At 72.6% G+C, this 15142-nt stretch carries 13 protein-coding genes; 5 read left to right on the forward strand and 8 right to left on the reverse strand.

The features are described from left to right. Positions 1-116: 116 nt before the first annotated feature. Entirely contained in the window at positions 117-1964 is a 1848-nt protein-coding gene (locus ACNF49_RS37080; protein WP_482940505.1) for a S8 family serine peptidase, read from the forward strand. 163 nt (positions 1965-2127) lie between these two features. On the opposite strand, the gene ACNF49_RS37085 is transcribed toward ACNF49_RS37080, so the two are convergent. The 4 genes from ACNF49_RS37085 to ACNF49_RS37100 form a co-directional block, all read right to left on the reverse strand. Further along, the gene (locus tag ACNF49_RS37085; protein WP_482940506.1) at positions 2128-3411 is read right to left on the reverse strand and encodes an FAD-dependent oxidoreductase; all 1284 of its coding nucleotides are present in this window, start codon (positions 3409-3411) and stop codon (positions 2128-2130) included. A 156-nt stretch (positions 3412-3567) separates the two neighbouring features. Next, positions 3568-4020, reverse strand: coding sequence for a hypothetical protein (locus ACNF49_RS37090; protein WP_482940507.1), 453 nt, complete (start codon positions 4018-4020; stop codon positions 3568-3570). 40 nt (positions 4021-4060) lie between these two features. Next, positions 4061-4612, reverse strand: coding sequence for a PM0498 family protein (locus tag ACNF49_RS37095; RefSeq protein ID WP_482940508.1), 552 nt, complete (start codon positions 4610-4612; stop codon positions 4061-4063). A gap of 65 nt (positions 4613-4677) precedes the next feature. Further along, positions 4678-5634 carry an NAD-dependent epimerase/dehydratase family protein gene (locus tag ACNF49_RS37100; RefSeq protein WP_482940509.1) on the reverse strand — a complete coding sequence of 319 codons (957 nt, stop codon included), beginning with the start codon at positions 5632-5634 and terminating at the stop codon, positions 4678-4680. 184 nt (positions 5635-5818) lie between these two features. On the opposite strand from ACNF49_RS37100, the gene ACNF49_RS37105 reads away from it, so the two are divergent. From ACNF49_RS37105 to ACNF49_RS37115, 3 genes are read left to right on the forward strand one after another with little or no spacing between them, the layout of a single operon-like run. Next, on the forward strand, positions 5819-6397 hold the full coding sequence (locus ACNF49_RS37105; protein WP_482940510.1) for a hypothetical protein: 579 nt from the start codon (positions 5819-5821) through the stop codon (positions 6395-6397). Between the two features lie 32 nt (positions 6398-6429). Beyond that, a complete protein-coding gene (locus ACNF49_RS37110; RefSeq protein WP_482940511.1) occupies positions 6430-7071 on the forward strand; it encodes a hypothetical protein in 642 nt (213 codons plus the stop codon). Further along, positions 6984-9095, forward strand: a complete 2112-nt coding sequence (locus tag ACNF49_RS37115) for a M48 family metalloprotease (protein WP_482945638.1) — start codon at positions 6984-6986, stop codon at positions 9093-9095. Before ACNF49_RS37110 ends, ACNF49_RS37115 begins: the two co-directional genes overlap by 88 nt. On the opposite strand, the gene ACNF49_RS37120 is transcribed toward ACNF49_RS37115, so the two are convergent. After that, positions 9096-11147 (reverse strand): SpoIIE family protein phosphatase, encoded by a 2052-nt coding sequence (locus ACNF49_RS37120; RefSeq protein WP_482940512.1) that lies wholly within the window; start codon positions 11145-11147, stop codon positions 9096-9098. Positions 11148-11227: 80 nt separating this feature from the next. Continuing rightward, positions 11228-11785 (reverse strand): LOG family protein, encoded by a 558-nt coding sequence (locus ACNF49_RS37125; RefSeq protein ID WP_482940513.1) that lies wholly within the window; start codon positions 11783-11785, stop codon positions 11228-11230. Between the two features lie 107 nt (positions 11786-11892). On the opposite strand from ACNF49_RS37125, the gene ACNF49_RS37130 reads away from it, so the two are divergent. Then, positions 11893-12798, forward strand: coding sequence for a polysaccharide deacetylase family protein (locus ACNF49_RS37130; protein ID WP_357968543.1), 906 nt, complete (start codon positions 11893-11895; stop codon positions 12796-12798). Positions 12799-12839: 41 nt separating this feature from the next. Here the strand turns inward: ACNF49_RS37130 and ACNF49_RS37135 are convergent, their stop codons facing one another. Then, a complete protein-coding gene (locus ACNF49_RS37135; RefSeq protein ID WP_482940514.1) occupies positions 12840-14276 on the reverse strand; it encodes an alpha-L-arabinofuranosidase B in 1437 nt (478 codons plus the stop codon). Positions 14277-14905: 629 nt separating this feature from the next. Then, positions 14906-15109 (reverse strand): hypothetical protein, encoded by a 204-nt coding sequence (locus ACNF49_RS37140; RefSeq protein WP_357968539.1) that lies wholly within the window; start codon positions 15107-15109, stop codon positions 14906-14908. Positions 15110-15142 lie beyond the last annotated feature (33 nt).

A 15142-nucleotide genomic window follows, 5' to 3' on the forward strand; every position in this document is an offset into this window, starting at 1 on the left:
GACCGATGTGATCTATGACAGATATTTCAGTATTGCCTGACTCGCTGTCATATGCGATGTTCCGCTCACAAGCCGCATGAGCACAGCTCATGTCACCCCCGGAGAAAGGCGTTTCCATGCGTCGAATCTCAACCCTGTTAGCCCTGGCCTCCGGCGTCTGCCTGGCACTGTCCGGCTGGGCCACCGCCGCCGAGGCCAACTCCCCGGCCGCCGCCGACCAGCAGCGCTACATCGTCCAGCTCTCTGGCGTGTCGCGAGCGCAGGTGGCGAACGAGGCGCAGCAGCAGGTCACGGCGCACAAGGGCGTGCTGGTGGGAACCTACCGGTACGCCTTCAACGGCTACTCGGCCCTCTTCACCGCCGAGGAGGCCGCCAAGCTGAAGGGCGAGCCCGGTGTGCTCACCGTCGAGCCCGACCACGAGGTGCACGCCTTCGCACAGACCGTACCGAGCGGCATCAAGCGCATCTACGCCGACCAGAACATCAACCTCGACATCGACGGCACCGACGACGTCCGCATCGACGTGGACGCGGCGGTCGTGGACACCGGCGTCGACCTCGACCACCCGGACCTGAACGTGGTGGCCAGCACCAACTGCACCAGCGGCGTCTGCTCGGGCACCGGCGACGACGACAACGGGCACGGCAGCCACGTGGCCGGCACGATCGGCGCCATCGACAACTCCGTCGGCGCGGTCGGCGTCGCCCCCGGCGCCCGCATCCACGCCGTCAAGGTGCTCAACTCGGCGGGCTCCGGCACGCTGGCCGGCATCGCCGCCGGTCTCGACTGGGTCGTGGCCAGGGCGAGCACGATCGAGGTCATCAACCTGAGCCTCGGCTGCCAGGGCTGCAGCAGCTCCGCGATCAGCAACGCGATCACGAACGCCACCAACGCGGGCATCGTCGTCGTCGTGGCCGCCGGCAACAGCTCGGCCGACGCCTCCGGCTTCTTCCCCGCCAACCACCCCGACGTCGTCACCGTCTCGGCCGTGACCGACTTCGACGGCCAGCCCGGCGGCCTGGTCGGCACGATCACCGTGCCGTGCCGCACCGACGGCGCGACCGACACCGACGACACGCTCGCCTGGTTCTCCAACTACGGCACCACGGTCGAGGTCGCCGCCCCCGGCACCTGCATCTACTCCACGTGGATGAACGGCGGCTACAACACCATCAGCGGCACCTCCATGGCCAGCCCGCACGTCGCGGGCGCCGCGGCCGTGCTGACCAGCGGCTCGAACAAGCCCACCACCCGGGCGGGGGCGCTGGCCGTACGGGACAAGCTCAAGGCCACGGGCAACTCCAACTGGACCGACGACGCCAGTGACGGGGTCAAGGAGCCGCTGCTCGACGTGCACGACGCCACGCAGTACCCGCCGACGACCGGTGGCAACCAGCCGCCGGTGGCGAGCTTCACCCAGTCGTGCGACAACACCACGCGGGTGTGCTCGTTCAACGGCTCCGGCTCCAGCGACCCGGACGGGACCATCGCCTCCTACGCGTGGACCTTCGGCGACGGCTCCACCGGCAGCGGCGCGACCGTGTCGCACACCTACGCCGCCGCGGGCACGTACACCGTGGCCCTCACCGTGACCGACAACGGCGGGGCCACCAACTCCACCAGCAAGAGCATCACGGTCGGGACCACCCCCGGGAACTGCACCGGCTACCAGACGCCGTTCTCCGGCAACCTGACCAGCGGGCAGAACGTGTACTACCCGAACAGCTCCGGCTACACGGCCGCCGCCGGGACGCACCGGGCGTGCCTCGACGGGCCCTCCGGCGTGGACTTCGACCTGTACCTGCAGAAGCAGGGCATCCTCGGCTGGACCACGGTGGCCAGCAGCGCGGGCAGCGGGCCTGACGAGTCGCTGACCTACAACGGCACGGCGGGCACCTACCGCATCCGCGTGCACGCGTACAGCGGGTCCGGCGCCTACACGGGCGGCTACACCAAGCCGTAACCACCCAATTCGCGACCCCGTGCCCCACACGGGGTCGCCCCCGCTCCCCGCCCTCGCTTCCTCCGGCGCTCGCTTCCTGCGGTCCGCGTGCCGGCCCGGATCTCGGGCACGTCGCGCCGGGGCCTGCCACAGCCGCTCGCGAGCCTGGCTCGCCCGGGGATCGTCACGGTCGCCGGACCGTGCTCGCCGTCGCCGTGACCCGGGGTTCGATCTCGGGGAAGGAACCGTCGCCGAACAGGATCCGCGCCGCCAGCGCCCGGCCGGCACGGGTGCGCAGGACGGCCACCGCAGCCTCCGCCACGACCGGCGACCGGATCCCCGCCAACAACCGCCGCAGCAACAACCGGCCCCGGAACCGGGCCCGCAGCGCGGCCCCGTCGTACCGTCTCAACACCCTTCGGTCACCGGTACGCAGATACTCGTCGATCACCGCCGCGGCCAGCTCGGACATCCGCAGGCAAGGGTCCAGCCCACCGGCCGTCAGGGGCGACACCGCGCCCGCCGCGTCCCCGACCAGCAGCCCGTCCGGGCAGGCCAGCCGACGCAGCACGCCCCCGACCGGGATCGGGCCTCCCCTGCGCTCGACCGGCCCGGCAGGCGCCGCGCGACCGGGCGCGTCGGCGGCGAAGGCGTCCAGCAGACGGCGGACGCCGGCCCGCATCGCTCCCGGCTCCCCCGCCACACCCACGTGCGCGTGCCGCCCGTCGTCCACCACCCACCCGAGGTATCCCGGAGCCACCCGGGGATCCAGCACGCAGTGGAACGTGGGGACACCTGAGCCCGGCGCGACCGCATGAACGATCTCGGCGCCGACCAGGAAGCGCCGGTTGACGTCGAGGCCGAGATCACGTGCCACCCGCGACCGCGCCCCATCCGCCCCCACGACGAACCTGACCCCCACCACCTCCACCCCCACAACGCCCTCCACCGCGCTCGCCCCCTCCGAGCCCTCCGCCCCCTGAACGCCCTTCCGGATTTCCCAGGTCAGCACGCCTTCCCCGCCCTCGGCGCCCACTGAGCCCTTCCCACCGTCCGCGCCCGCCGGGCCGCTCGTGCTCTCCAGTCGTACGAGGCCCGCTGAGCTGCCCGTGTACCGGACGCCCAGCAGGACGCGAGCCCCGGCCGACTCCGCCGCGCGGCGGGCGTGTTCGTAGACGGCGGCCATGTCGGCCACCCGGAACTCGTCCCTGTCGCTGGTGAGCCGGATCGGCGAGCGCCGCGACGGCGGATACAGCAGGACGTCCCGGACGCCGGGCCCGAGCAGGTGGTCGGGCAGGTCGAAGTCGTCGAGCGTGCGGCGTACGAAGATCCCGGTGGTCCGGACGCCGGCCGACAACGACCTGCGGCGGTCGACGACCATGACGTTCAGCCCCCGCAGGGCGAGCAGGCGGGCCGTGTGCAACCCGGCCAGCCCCGCCCCCACCACCAGGACGTCCACTGTCTGCATATTCCGGGACGTTAGGCGCGTCCCCCCACCCACGGGGCAGTCTGCACAGCACCCGCCCCCAACCTTCACACCCCCACCACATCACGGCGGCACGTTCACTCGAAGGCCCGAGGCCGGCAGTCAGGGCCGCAGGATCGCGCCCGCGGGCGAGGACCGTCAGCGCACCGCGCCCACGACCGCCCTGCCCTCGCGGGCCGCCGCCGCGTAGAACGGCGCCAGCGCCTCCAGCCCTTCGTACGCCCCGCCCGCGTGACCGGCGCCGAATTTCCACCCCTCCTCGGCCAGGCCCCGCGCGACCGCCGCCACCTGGGCGGGATCCAGCGCGAACGGCGGCCCGTAGCCGACCTCGCACCCCGCCATGTCGTTCGCGCCGTCCTCGCCGGTGGCCGCCGCCAGCCAGGGGAAGCACTGCCTCCACCGCGCGGTGCCGTGCTCGGCCTCGGCCCGTCCCTCGGCGATGGCGGTGAGCGAGCGGTGGTCGTCCGCGAACAGGTCCGTCTCCAGGGGGAGACCGCGCAACCGGCCCTCGAAGACGGCCCCGACGAGGGCGGGGTCGGCCCGTACGGACTCCAGCAGCGCGGCCTCGATCTTCGCGAGGCTCAACCTCATCGACACGATCATGGATCGTACGCCGGCGCCCGGCACGCTCCTAGAGTGCGGCGAACGGCCCCCGTTCCACCACGATCACCTTGTCGTCGGCGTACCCGTCCAGGTCTGCGGCGTTCCAGCTCTCGCCCGGTCGGATCTGGTGGAACCGGAACGTCGCGTTGGTCTCGTTCGCGGTCACGACGCAGCGCACCGGGCCGGGCGGGTGGAGGGCGCGGGCGAGCCGGCCGACCTCCAGGGCGAGCGCCACGCCGTGCAGCAGCAGGACGCGCTGGCCCGCCTCGCCGATCACGGGCGCGTGGCCGGCGTCGACGACCTCGACCGGTACGAAGTCCTCCAGATGCACGGAACTCCTGTCGCACTCCCAGCCGGTGAGGTCGTGGAAGGGCTCGGGGGCACGTCCGGCGCCGTCCGTCGAGGCGGCCCAGCCGAGCACCTCGCCCCGCCGGACGAGCCCCTGGGCCACCCGTTCCCGCAGGCCGGGGGCGAGGCCGCCCGGCGGTGCGAACGTGGCCGGGCCGCCCGTCATGCCGAGCAGACCGGCCGCGGAGTCGTTCATCGTCATGCGCAGCACGCCGTCCATGATCCCGGTCACGGCGTGCCCGCGCGAGCGACCAGGCGACCGGCCCCGCACGCCGACGACAGGGCGATGACCAGGGGTCAGGTGAGCAGGCGGAGGAGGTCGGCCTCCTCGTCGGCGGTGAGGCCGGCGCGGGTCACCCGGTGGCCGGAGTCGCGCAGCCAGGCGAGCGTGTCGCGGGCCGTGTCGGCGACCGGGCGGATGCGCAGACCGGCGGCCAGCGTGGCGGAGGTGTCCCGGGCCATGAACCCGGCGTATTCCGGCAGCGGCAACCACAGCGGCAGCGAACGCGGCCCGGCCCACGGCTCGACCTCGTGCCCGGTGAGGAACTCCTGGCCCGCCCAGACGAGCTCCGGCGCCACCGCCAGCCCCTCGGCGATCATCGCCAGCATCTCGCCCCTGGTGAAGGGCATGGAGATCCCGTCGTACGGGCCGGTGAGCCCGGCCTGCGCCGCGTCGAGCGTCCAGGCCGCGAGATCGCGTACGTCGACGAGCTGCACCAGATCGCCGGGCGAGCCCGGAGCCAGCACGGGGCCGCCGCGCGCCAGCCGCTCGACCCAGTAGGTGAACCGGTCGGACTGGTCCTCCGGGCCGACGATCAGCCCGGCCCGTACGTGCAGCGCGTCGTCGCCGAGGATCTGCTCGCAGGCCACCTTGGCCGGCCCGTAGTTCTCCGGGTCGCTCTCGTCGGCGCCGGCGGGCAACGGGTCGTGCAGGACCTGGTTGACCCGGGTCGCGTCGGAGTAGACGCTGCACGACGAGACGAACGTGTAGTGACCGGCCCGGCCCGCCAGCTCCGTGACCGCACGCCGCACCTGGCTGGGCAGCCTGGCGACGTCCACGACCAGGTCGAACGCCCCCTTCAGCGGCGCGAGCCCGCCGTCCGCGGACCGGTCGACCCGGACGAACTCCACGCCCGAGGGCGGTTCGCCGGCCACGCCGCGCGCCGCGCACACCACCTCGTGCCCGCGATCGCGGGCCTGCCGCGCGATCTCCCTGGACAGAAATCTCGTGCCGCCAAGAACAAGTGTCCGCATGCCTGCCATCCTGGCCCACCCGGCCCCGCCGGCCCACCGCCCTTCACTTCCAGCGCAACACTTCCCCGGCGGCGGGACGGCCGCGAAACTGGTCGATCGCATTCCGCAGTCATGTATCCACGAAGCGGCGGACATGCTCTCATAGGGGTGATTGGGGGACTCAGTTCAAGTCAGGCGAGGAGACATGCCCGAACCAGGCTCCCCAGAATCCGGCTCCCCACAACCCGGCTCCCCACAACCCGGCACTGTCGGCGACGGCTCCCGTCGTACGGCGCCGACCATCGAGGAGGCCGCCCGGACGATCCTGCTCGACGTGGCCCCCGAGGACGTGCGGTTCCTGCCGCTGGCCTGCGCGGACTTCTTCGGCAACCCGACCGCCCGCAGACGCGCGGTCCGCGCCACGCTGCGCGGACGCGAACGCGACCAGCCCACCGGCTTCGACGCGGGCGAGGGCATGCAGCTCGTCCTCGGCGTGGTCCTGACCCTGCTCAACGGTGTGGCCTGCGAGGTGCTGACGGGCATGACGACCGAGCGGGTCGACCGGTTGCGGGCCCGGTGGCGGGAGCGCCGCCGGCGCAGGGCGCTGACCTCGGCCGTCGCGCCGCAGGCCGAGCGCACGCCGTTGCCCAGGGTGAGCGCGGTCGAGGCGGCGGCCATCGGCGCGCAGGCGGCCGAGATCGTGCTGGCGGCGGGGATGCCCGCGGAGCTCGCCCAGCGCGTGAACACGCTGCTCGCCGCGGCCCTCATCGACCCGCGGCCCTGACCGTGCACCCGCCCGTCGGCCCCTCCCGGGAGGTGACGGCGCCGGCCGGCGCGCCCGCGGTGCCGCCTCCGCCGAGGTTGGACCCGTTCGCGCTGCCGGCGGCGACCACGGCCCGCTTCCTGCTCATGATCGTCGTCGCGGTCACCAGCGCCGTGCACCTGTACCTGGTCCTGCTCGACCGGTACGCCGCCGGCAGCACGGACCTCGGCCCTCGTGGCTGTGCCCTGGCCGCGGGATCCGGCGCGGGACGGATCCCCGACGGCGTCCTGGTCTCGGCCTACGTCGAGTGCGTCCAGCGGGATTCGGCGCGTACCGGGTGGGTGGTGATCGGCATGGTGGCCGGGCTGCTCGCCGTGGCCGTCGTGATCCACCTCCTCCACCCGCGCCTGGTCATGCTCTCCCGCCCGCGACCGCTGGCCCAGTTCGCGGTGGACGAGGGCATGGCCGCCGTGGTGCGGCGCGTCGAGGACACCGTCCGGGCCCGGCCCCGGGGACCGAGGTGTACGTCGCGACACTGCGCGCGAGCGCGAGCGGCCGGGCCTTCGGCCGTCGTCCCCGGTACCGGATCATCCTCGACCTCGGGCTGCTGCGCGCGGCCGACGCCGACCCCGGGCAACTCGACACCGTCCTCGCCCACGAGCTGGCCCATCTGCGCAACAAGGACGTCGGCCTGACCACGTTCGCCTTCGCGATCTGGTGGGCGTACCTGCTGGTCGTCGCGCTGCCCCTGCTGCTGCTCGCGGCGGTCGAGCCGGGCCTGCTCGCCGTCCTGCCGTGGCGGCTGGCGGCCGTGCTGGCCCTGCTGTGGTTCGCCCGCACCTCGGTGCTCAGGACCAGGGAGTACTACGCCGACCTGCGCGGCTGTGCCACGCCGGACGGTGAGCGGCTGCTCCTGGACACGCTGGCCCCCACGCCGGCGGACGACGGGCGGCGCCGGCGGGACCGGGGGCCGTTGTCGTTCCACCCCGGCGACGAGGAGCGGGCGGACGTCATCCGCGGCGCGCCCCGGCTGTTCCGGATCGGCGTGGTGGAGTCCGCGGCCGCCGGCGTGCTGCTCGGGCTGGGTTACTCCCCGTGCGTGCACCTCGTGGAGATGATCTTCCCCACGGCCGTGGCCTCCCTGTTCACTCCGGAGCGCCTGGCCGTCGGGGTGCTGTTCGGGGCGCTGGCCACCGGGGCGGTCGCGGGCACCGTGTGGCGGGCCGGGCTGCTGGCGCAGGCCACGCACACGCGGCCGCCGTCCACGCTGCCCGCCGCGCTGGCGCTGACGGCGGGGCTGGTGGCCGGTCAGCTCGTCGCGCCGCCGCTGGCGACCGCGGCCGGCTCGTGGGCCGACATCCTGGCCAGGTCCCCCGTGATCGCGGTCGTGCTGGCGGCGCTGCTCGCCGTCCTGTTCCAGCTGATGCTCAGGTGGGCGGTCCTGTGCGCGTCGGTGTGGCTGCCGCTGGCCCGGCGGGTCCGTACGGCCGCGCTGGCCGGCGCGGCGCTGTCGGCGTTGATCTTCGGATCCTGGTTGAGCTTCTGGTTCGACATGATCGCGTGGCTGATCGACAGCGCGGTGAGCTGGGACATCCTCTGGTTCGGCCTGTTCAGCACCGCGTTCAACCCGACGTTGCAGCTCTGCGTCGTGCTGGCGTGCGCCGTCGCGTCGGTCGGCTGGGCGGCGCGGCGCGGCCTGCCGCCCCGGCCCCTCGCGGCCGTCTGGCGGGACGCGCCGCCGAGCCGTTTGGCGGCGCCCCGCATGCCGCTGCCTGCGGTCAACGTCACCGCGCTGGCGATCTGCCTCGCCTACGCCGGGGTGATGATCCCCTTCTACGGCTGGCTCCGCTCGGCCCTCGGCGGCGTGCCGCTCACGGGGACCGTTCCCATGGCGAACGCGCCCGGCATCTTCGCCCCGGTGCTGATCGTTGCGACCGCCGTGGCCCTGGCCGGAGCGTTCTGCTTCGGCGTGGCGGCCGGGGGGCGAGGCGGCAGCGCGCCGGTCGTGGCGGGCGCCGGGGTTCTCATGTTGCTGGCCGTGTTCGGACTCGTACCGCTGATCATGGTCCATCTGGTCACCGTGGTGTGCGGTGCCGGGCAGCTCTTGTCCTGCATGGCTTCGCTGCCGCGCGTGTTCGACCTGTCGCAGAGCGGGCCGATCTTCGCGGTCGGGTTCGCCGGGCTGGTCGTCACGGGCGCCGCCGCCGCGTGGCTGGGCAGTGCGCTGCGCGGCGCCGCGCAGGCGCTGTCGGCCGCGGGCCCCCGGCCTTGGGGAGCGCGTCCGTGGAACGGCGTCACCGGGCGGCCGGTCGGCGCCGTGTTGTCGCTCGTCCCCACCGCGCTCGGCGCGCTGCTCTTCGGCTACCTGGCCGTCAACATGGTGTCCACCGCGGGCGGCAGGACGGTGCACGTCGATCGCGCGGTCGTGGCCCGCGAGCTCCGCGCGGCTCCCCGGGGTCCGCTGCCACCGGCGCGCGCCTGCTCGGCCGTCGGTGCGGTCAGCTCCGGACTGTTGTTCACCGACACCTTCGACTTCTCCCGCGTCATCGCGGGCATGGCCAGGAGTGCCGGGTACGCCATGGCCGCGCGCGACCCTGCCCTCCAGGCCATGGGACGCGAGACCGCCACTGCCCTGCTGTCCGGAGACTCCGGACGGGCATACCGCGCCCATGACGCTCTGCGCCACCTGTGCGTGATCACGGGCGCGCTGCCCTCGTGATCAATCCTCCGCCGCGGGCGGGAGCCGCAGGGCGATGACGGCGATGTCGTCGAGGCCGGTGCTGGGCAGGCCGCTGAGCACCTGGTCACAGAAGCTCTCCAGCGGCTCGGCGGCGAGCGACTCCGCCACCCGGCGCAGCCGTTCGAGACCAAGATCCAGGTGCTCGCCCGACCGTTCGATGAGCCCGTCGGTGTAGAGCAGCAGTGTGCTGCCCGGCGGCAGCGGCTCGGTCAGGGAGGCGCGGGTCTCGTCGTCGAAGAAGCCGAGCAGCGGGCTGACGGCCCCTTCCAGGAAGCGTCCGTGGCCCTGGGCGGTGACCAGCAGGGGCGGCGGATGGCCGGCCACCGCGAACCGCAGCCGATGTCCGCCGTCGCTCTCCTCCACGCGGGCGAACACGCACGTGGCCGTGACCTCGGAGGACAACGACTCCATCGCGACGTTGAGCCGGGTCAGGATCTCGCCGGGCGGCTCGCAGCGGTCCATCGCCAGCGCCCGCAGCATGTTGCGCAACTGGCTCATCAGGACGGCCGCCGACAGGTCGTGTCCCGCCACGTCGCCGATGACCAGCGCCGGGACGCCGTCGGGCAGGACGAAGGAGTCGTACCAGTCGCCGCCCACCTCGGCGGCGCTGGGGCTGGCCCGGTAGCGGGCCACGATCCGCAGGCCGGGCAGCCGCGGCGGCTCGGCGAGCAGGCTGTACTGCAGGGCCAGCGCGATCTGCTGGGTGCGCTGGAAGCGGATGGCCCGGCTCAGGGCGTCGTGGGCGTGGCCGAACATGTTGCCCAGCAGCGTGATGTCGGCCCGGTTGATCGCCGGACGGTCGCCGCACGTCACCACCCCGACCACGGCGGGGACCGCGCCGTCGACCACGACCGGCAGGACCAGCATGCTGTTGGCGCCGCTGGCCGTCAGCCACGCGCGGGTGCTTTCCGGCGCCAGGTCGGGCGGCGGACACCCGGCGGGGAACGTCTGCAGCACGGGCCGCCGCCGGCGTACGACCGCCACGAAGGCGTTGCTGTCGTCGACCTGCTCCTCGCTGTACGGCGACAGCGGCACCAGGCCGCGACGGGCCGCGGTGACCAGCCGCTCGACGACGAACGGCGCCTCGCCGCGCCGATCGCCGGTGAGGTCGGTGATGAGGTAGACGCCGCAGCCGTCGGCCAGTTCGGGCACGATGACGTCGGACAGCGCGCCGAGCATCTCCTCCAGGCTGGAGAGCTGGGCCGTGGCCGCCGCGGCGCTGTCGAGCAGGCGCTGCCGCCGCTGCTCCTGCCACTGCTCCTCGATGTCGGTGCACGACCCCACCCACTCCACGAGCCGGCCGTTCTCGCAGATGGGCACGGCGCGCATCTCGAAGTGCCGGTAGGAGCCGTCGGCGGTGTGCAGCCGGTAGACGTGCTCCCAGGTCTCGGTGGCCCTGCTGACCGCCCCGGACCACGACCTGATCGTGTCCTCGCGGTCGTCGGGATGGACCATCTTCAGCCAGCCCTGCCCCCGGTGCCCCTCCCACGGCTGCCCGGTGACCCGCTCCCAGCTCGGGCTGGGCTCGTGCACGTAGCCGTCGCGGGTGGTCACCCAGACGATCTGCGCGCTGACCTTCATCAGGCTCTCGTAACGGCGCAGGATGCGGCGGCGTTCCTCAGCGAGGGCCTCGATCCGGCGGGCCGCGGTGACCTGGTCGGTCACCTCCATCACCACTTCGAGCACGCCGTAGTCGCCCGGCCCGAAGACCACGCGCGACAGGCTGGAGGTGAAGAACCGCCGCTCCTCGCACTCCGGCCCGACGACGTACTCCGGCTCCGCCGTGGTGACGAACGGCTCGCCGGTGGCGTAGACCCGGTCGAACTGCGCGCGGAAGTGCACCTGGACGAACTCCGCGAACGCCTCCTCGACCGGCATCCCGGTGCGGCTGTCGGCGAACAGGGAGCGGTAGGCGGCGTTGGTGTAGACCAGGCGGTGGTCGGGGCCGCGCGCGACCGCCACGCCGACCGGCGCCGGTTCCAGCACCTCGAACGCCAGCCCGCTGCCCGCGGGCTCGCCGTCAGCCCCCATCGTGACCTCCCCCGACGGCCACAGCCTCCCTCCCCCCTACCCCCGCACGATCCGCCCCGAACGCGCGCCGCGGGGGCCGGTCAGCCGTCGGCCCCCGGCGGGACCAGGCCCGACTGCTCCTCCAGGTAGGCGATGGCCCCGACGCCCTCCTCGGCGAAGAACACCAGCTCGGTGAGGGGCAACGGCAGGAAGCCCTCCGCCTCCATGCGCTGGAACTGCTGCTTCAGCCCGTCGTAGAAGCCCGCGGTGTTCAGCAGCACGACCGGCTTGGTGTGCAGGCCGTGCTTGCGCAGCTCCAGGATCTCGGTGGCCTCGTCGAGCGTGCCACTGCCGCCCACCATGACGACGAAGCCGTCGGCGCGGGACAGGAGCTGCGCCTTGCGCTCGGCCAGGTCGCGGGTGATCATCATCTCGTCGGCGCCCGGCCGGGCCTTGTCCGCCAGGAACTCGACCGAGACGCCCACCAGGCGGCCGCCGGCCTCCTGCACGCCGTCGGCCATGACCTTCATCAGGCCGCTGTCGGAGCCGCCCCACACCAGGGTGTGCCCGCCCTTGCCGATGAGCTCGGCGAACTCGCGGGCGGGGCCGGTGTAACGCTCGTTGAGGTCGGCGGCGGAGCAGAAGACGCAGATGTTCACGCCGTAACTGTAGGCGAACCTGCCCAGGCCAGGGCACCTGGGAAGGATCTGCCCAAGATCCGTCGAGCCCGGTGCCCGCCCGTCGCGGCGGGGGTACGTCCTGGTCCATGAAGAAAGCCATCAACGTCTGCTTCGGCGTGGACGTGGACGCCGTGGCGGGCTGGATCGGCTCGTACGGCGGCCAGGACTCGCCCAACGACATCCAGCGGGGCGTGTTCGCCGCCGAGGTCGGGACCCCGAGGCTGCTGCGCCTGTTCGCCCGCGAAGGGATCAGGACGAGCTGGTTCGTCCCCGGACATTCGGCGGAGTCGTTCCCCGACCAGATGCGGCGGATCGTCGAGGCCGGGCACGACGTCGGCGCGCACGGCTACATGCACGAGAACCCGGTCGCGATGTCCGCCCAGCAGGAGGAGGACGTCCTGGCGCGCAGCCTGGAGGTGCTGGAGAAGATGCTCGGCGTCCGGCCCCGGGGCTATGTGGCGCCGTGGTGGGAGATGTCCGCGCGGACCGTCGAGCTGCTGCTGCGCTACGGCTTCGGCTACGACCACTCGCAGTCCTACCGCGACTTCCAGCCCTTCTACGCCCGCAAGGGCGAGCGGTGGACGCGCATCGACTACGAGCAGGCCGCCTCCACCTGGATGAAGCCGCTCGTGCCCGGCCAGGAGGTGGACCTGGTGGAGTTCTCGGCCAACTGGTACCTGGACGACCTGCCGCCGATGATGTTCATCAAGAGCTCGCCGAACAGCCACGGCTTCGTCAACCCGCGCGACCTCGAACAGCAGTGGCGCGACCAGTTCGACTGGGTCTACCGCGAGCTGGACTACGCGGTCTTCCCCGTCACGCTGCATCCCGACGTCAGCGGGCGTCCCCAGGTGCTGCTGATGTTGGAGCGGCTCATCGCGTACATGCGCGGGCACAAGGGGGTCACGTTCATGTCGATGGCCGAGGCCGAGATCGACTTCCGCGCCCGTTACCCCTTCGACGGGCGGGCGCGCCCGGCCGACATGCACTGAGCCGTCCCCGGCCGCGGGCCGGGGACGGCTCGGGCCCCCGTCTATGCCCAGGGCGGGCCGACGACCCAGCTCACGTCCGCCGCCCAGGAGGCGGCGTTGTCGAAGGCGTGCGAGCCGCCGTTGCTCGCGATGTAGACGGTGTTGTCGTAGTGGCGCAGGAACCGGTCGGGGAAGTTCGCGGCGGCGAACGACGTGCCCTGGCCGCTCTTGCCCGCCTGCGGGCAGAAGGTGGCGTCGGCGGCGAACAGCGCGCTGCCGTCGTCGTGCTGCCGGTAGAGCTGGTAGTTGCGGTGCCGCAGGTAGTCACCGGGGTAGTTGCGCGATTCGAACGACACGCACGACGTCCCGGCCAGGCCACTGCGGACGATCCACGTGGCGTCGCTCCTGTCCAGCGACGAGCTGCCGGAACCGATCACCGACGTGACGACCTGGTCGTTCTGGTGGCGCAGGTAGCGGGTGGTGCAGCAGGCCGTGGTCGCGCGCAGCGAGACGGAGGCGCCGGGGGTGAGCGTCCCGTCCGCGCCGCCGCCCGTGGTGGTGTAGCCGGCGGCGACGATGTTCGCCTGCACGGCGTTCTCGGTGGCGGTCGAGGGGTAGCCGGCGGTCATCACGCCCTCGTAGAAGGTGCCCGCGGAGCCGTTGCTGTTGTCGCCGCCGATCCCGAGGATGATCGCCCCCTCCTTCTTCATGGGGTTGTAGCCGGGGGCGTTGGGACGGGGGCCGTCGTAGTAGGTGGACAGGCCGCCGGACTGGGCGTTCCCGGCGCGGATCGCCCAGTGGTTCGGCTCGCCCTTGACGACGGCGGTCAGGTAGCGGTGGCTGACGCTGGGGTCGCCCGGGTTGTAGCCCGGGTTCACGCCGGAGAACAGGCCGTTCTCCAGGTCGGCCATGACCCAGGGGCCGTTGCCGGTGCCGTAGCCCCAGACCTTGATGTCGCCGAAGTAGATGGCCTCCATGGTGCCGTTGCCGTTGTCGCGGCTGTTGGTCTCGGCGTTGCCGTAGTCGAAGCAGCAGCCGCCGTTGTGGTGGGTGCCGTCGAGGACGGCGTACATGCCTTCGGGCTGGTCGCCCTTGGCGACGCCGTTGGTGACGTTGTCGCGGTAGCCGGTGCCGGGGGTGACGCGCACGCCGTACGCCCTGTGGCCGTTGACCATGGTCGGGGCGGCGGTCGCGATCGCGAGGTTGTCGTACCCGCCGGGCGCCGGGCCGGGGAAGCCGCCGGGGGGCGCCTGGGTGAGGTGGTTGCCCCGTCCGGACTGGTCGTAGATGACCGTGATGAGGCACGTCGTGCCGGCGCAGAACGTGTCCTGGGCGGCGGCGTCGGCGTAACCGCCCGCGGCGAGCAGGCCGATGTCGCGGGTGGCGTTGTCGGAGGAGCGGCGGACCTGGTAGAGCGGGCCGTTGTAGGCGCCGTACAGGGCGCGGGTCGTGCTGTGGGCCGCCACGCAGGGGTGCCGCCGGCGGCGTAGATGTCGCACGACTGCTGGGTGGCGGCCCGCGCCGCCGAGGGGACGCCGGCGAGCAGCCCGGCGACGAGCACGACGGCGGCTCCCGCCTTTTCGAGAATGCTTGATGTGGACCGGGACCTCATCAATGGACCTCCGCTTCCCAGGAAATTCCAGGCACGAGCACACGCGCTCGCACGCACGCCACAAATGCCCACCGACCTGCCGCGTCACCGGGATTGTCGCGGCGATGTTATCGCTAACATAATTACCGGCGAGAACCTCCGGGCAGAGATAAGAGACTTGACCGGCCCACTATGAAACGAAATCCCACAACCCGTCAAGCTCTGCTCTGCCCGTGTTCAGCGGGACCCGCTCACGCCGTTTCACCCAGCCGCACCACGACGAGCACTCCGGACGTCAGCCTGCATCCGGTAGGCGTGCCGGCGCTCCACAGCGAGCCGACGGTGAGTGACGTGCCCGCCCGCGCTGGTCGGGGAGCACTACGGGTAAGCGAGGCCGGCAGGGCTCGCTCACGTCGTGGGGCCTGTGCCGTGACCGGAATGCCCGCTCACACGTCGCGACAGGTACCGCCTTCCTGCGGCACCTGGCCCAAGTCCCATGGGAGACGGCCCGGCCGGCGCCGGCCGAGACGTCTCCCATCAGCCGACGTCCCCGTCGCGAGGTGTGACGTCACTCTCGCCGGCGCCGAAGGAGTGTCGCCACTCAAGGGCGGTGAGCACACTCCCGACGACTGCCAGAACGGATCCGCCGATCAGGAGCGGGACCGCCCAGGACTTCGGGTCGGACAGCATGGTGGCGACGATGAGGGTGGCGGCGCTCCAGAAGGAGAACGCGGACGCCATCACCACCACCCTGCGAAGAATTCGCATTCCACG

Source organism: Actinomadura sp. ATCC 39365, from assembly GCF_054392275.1.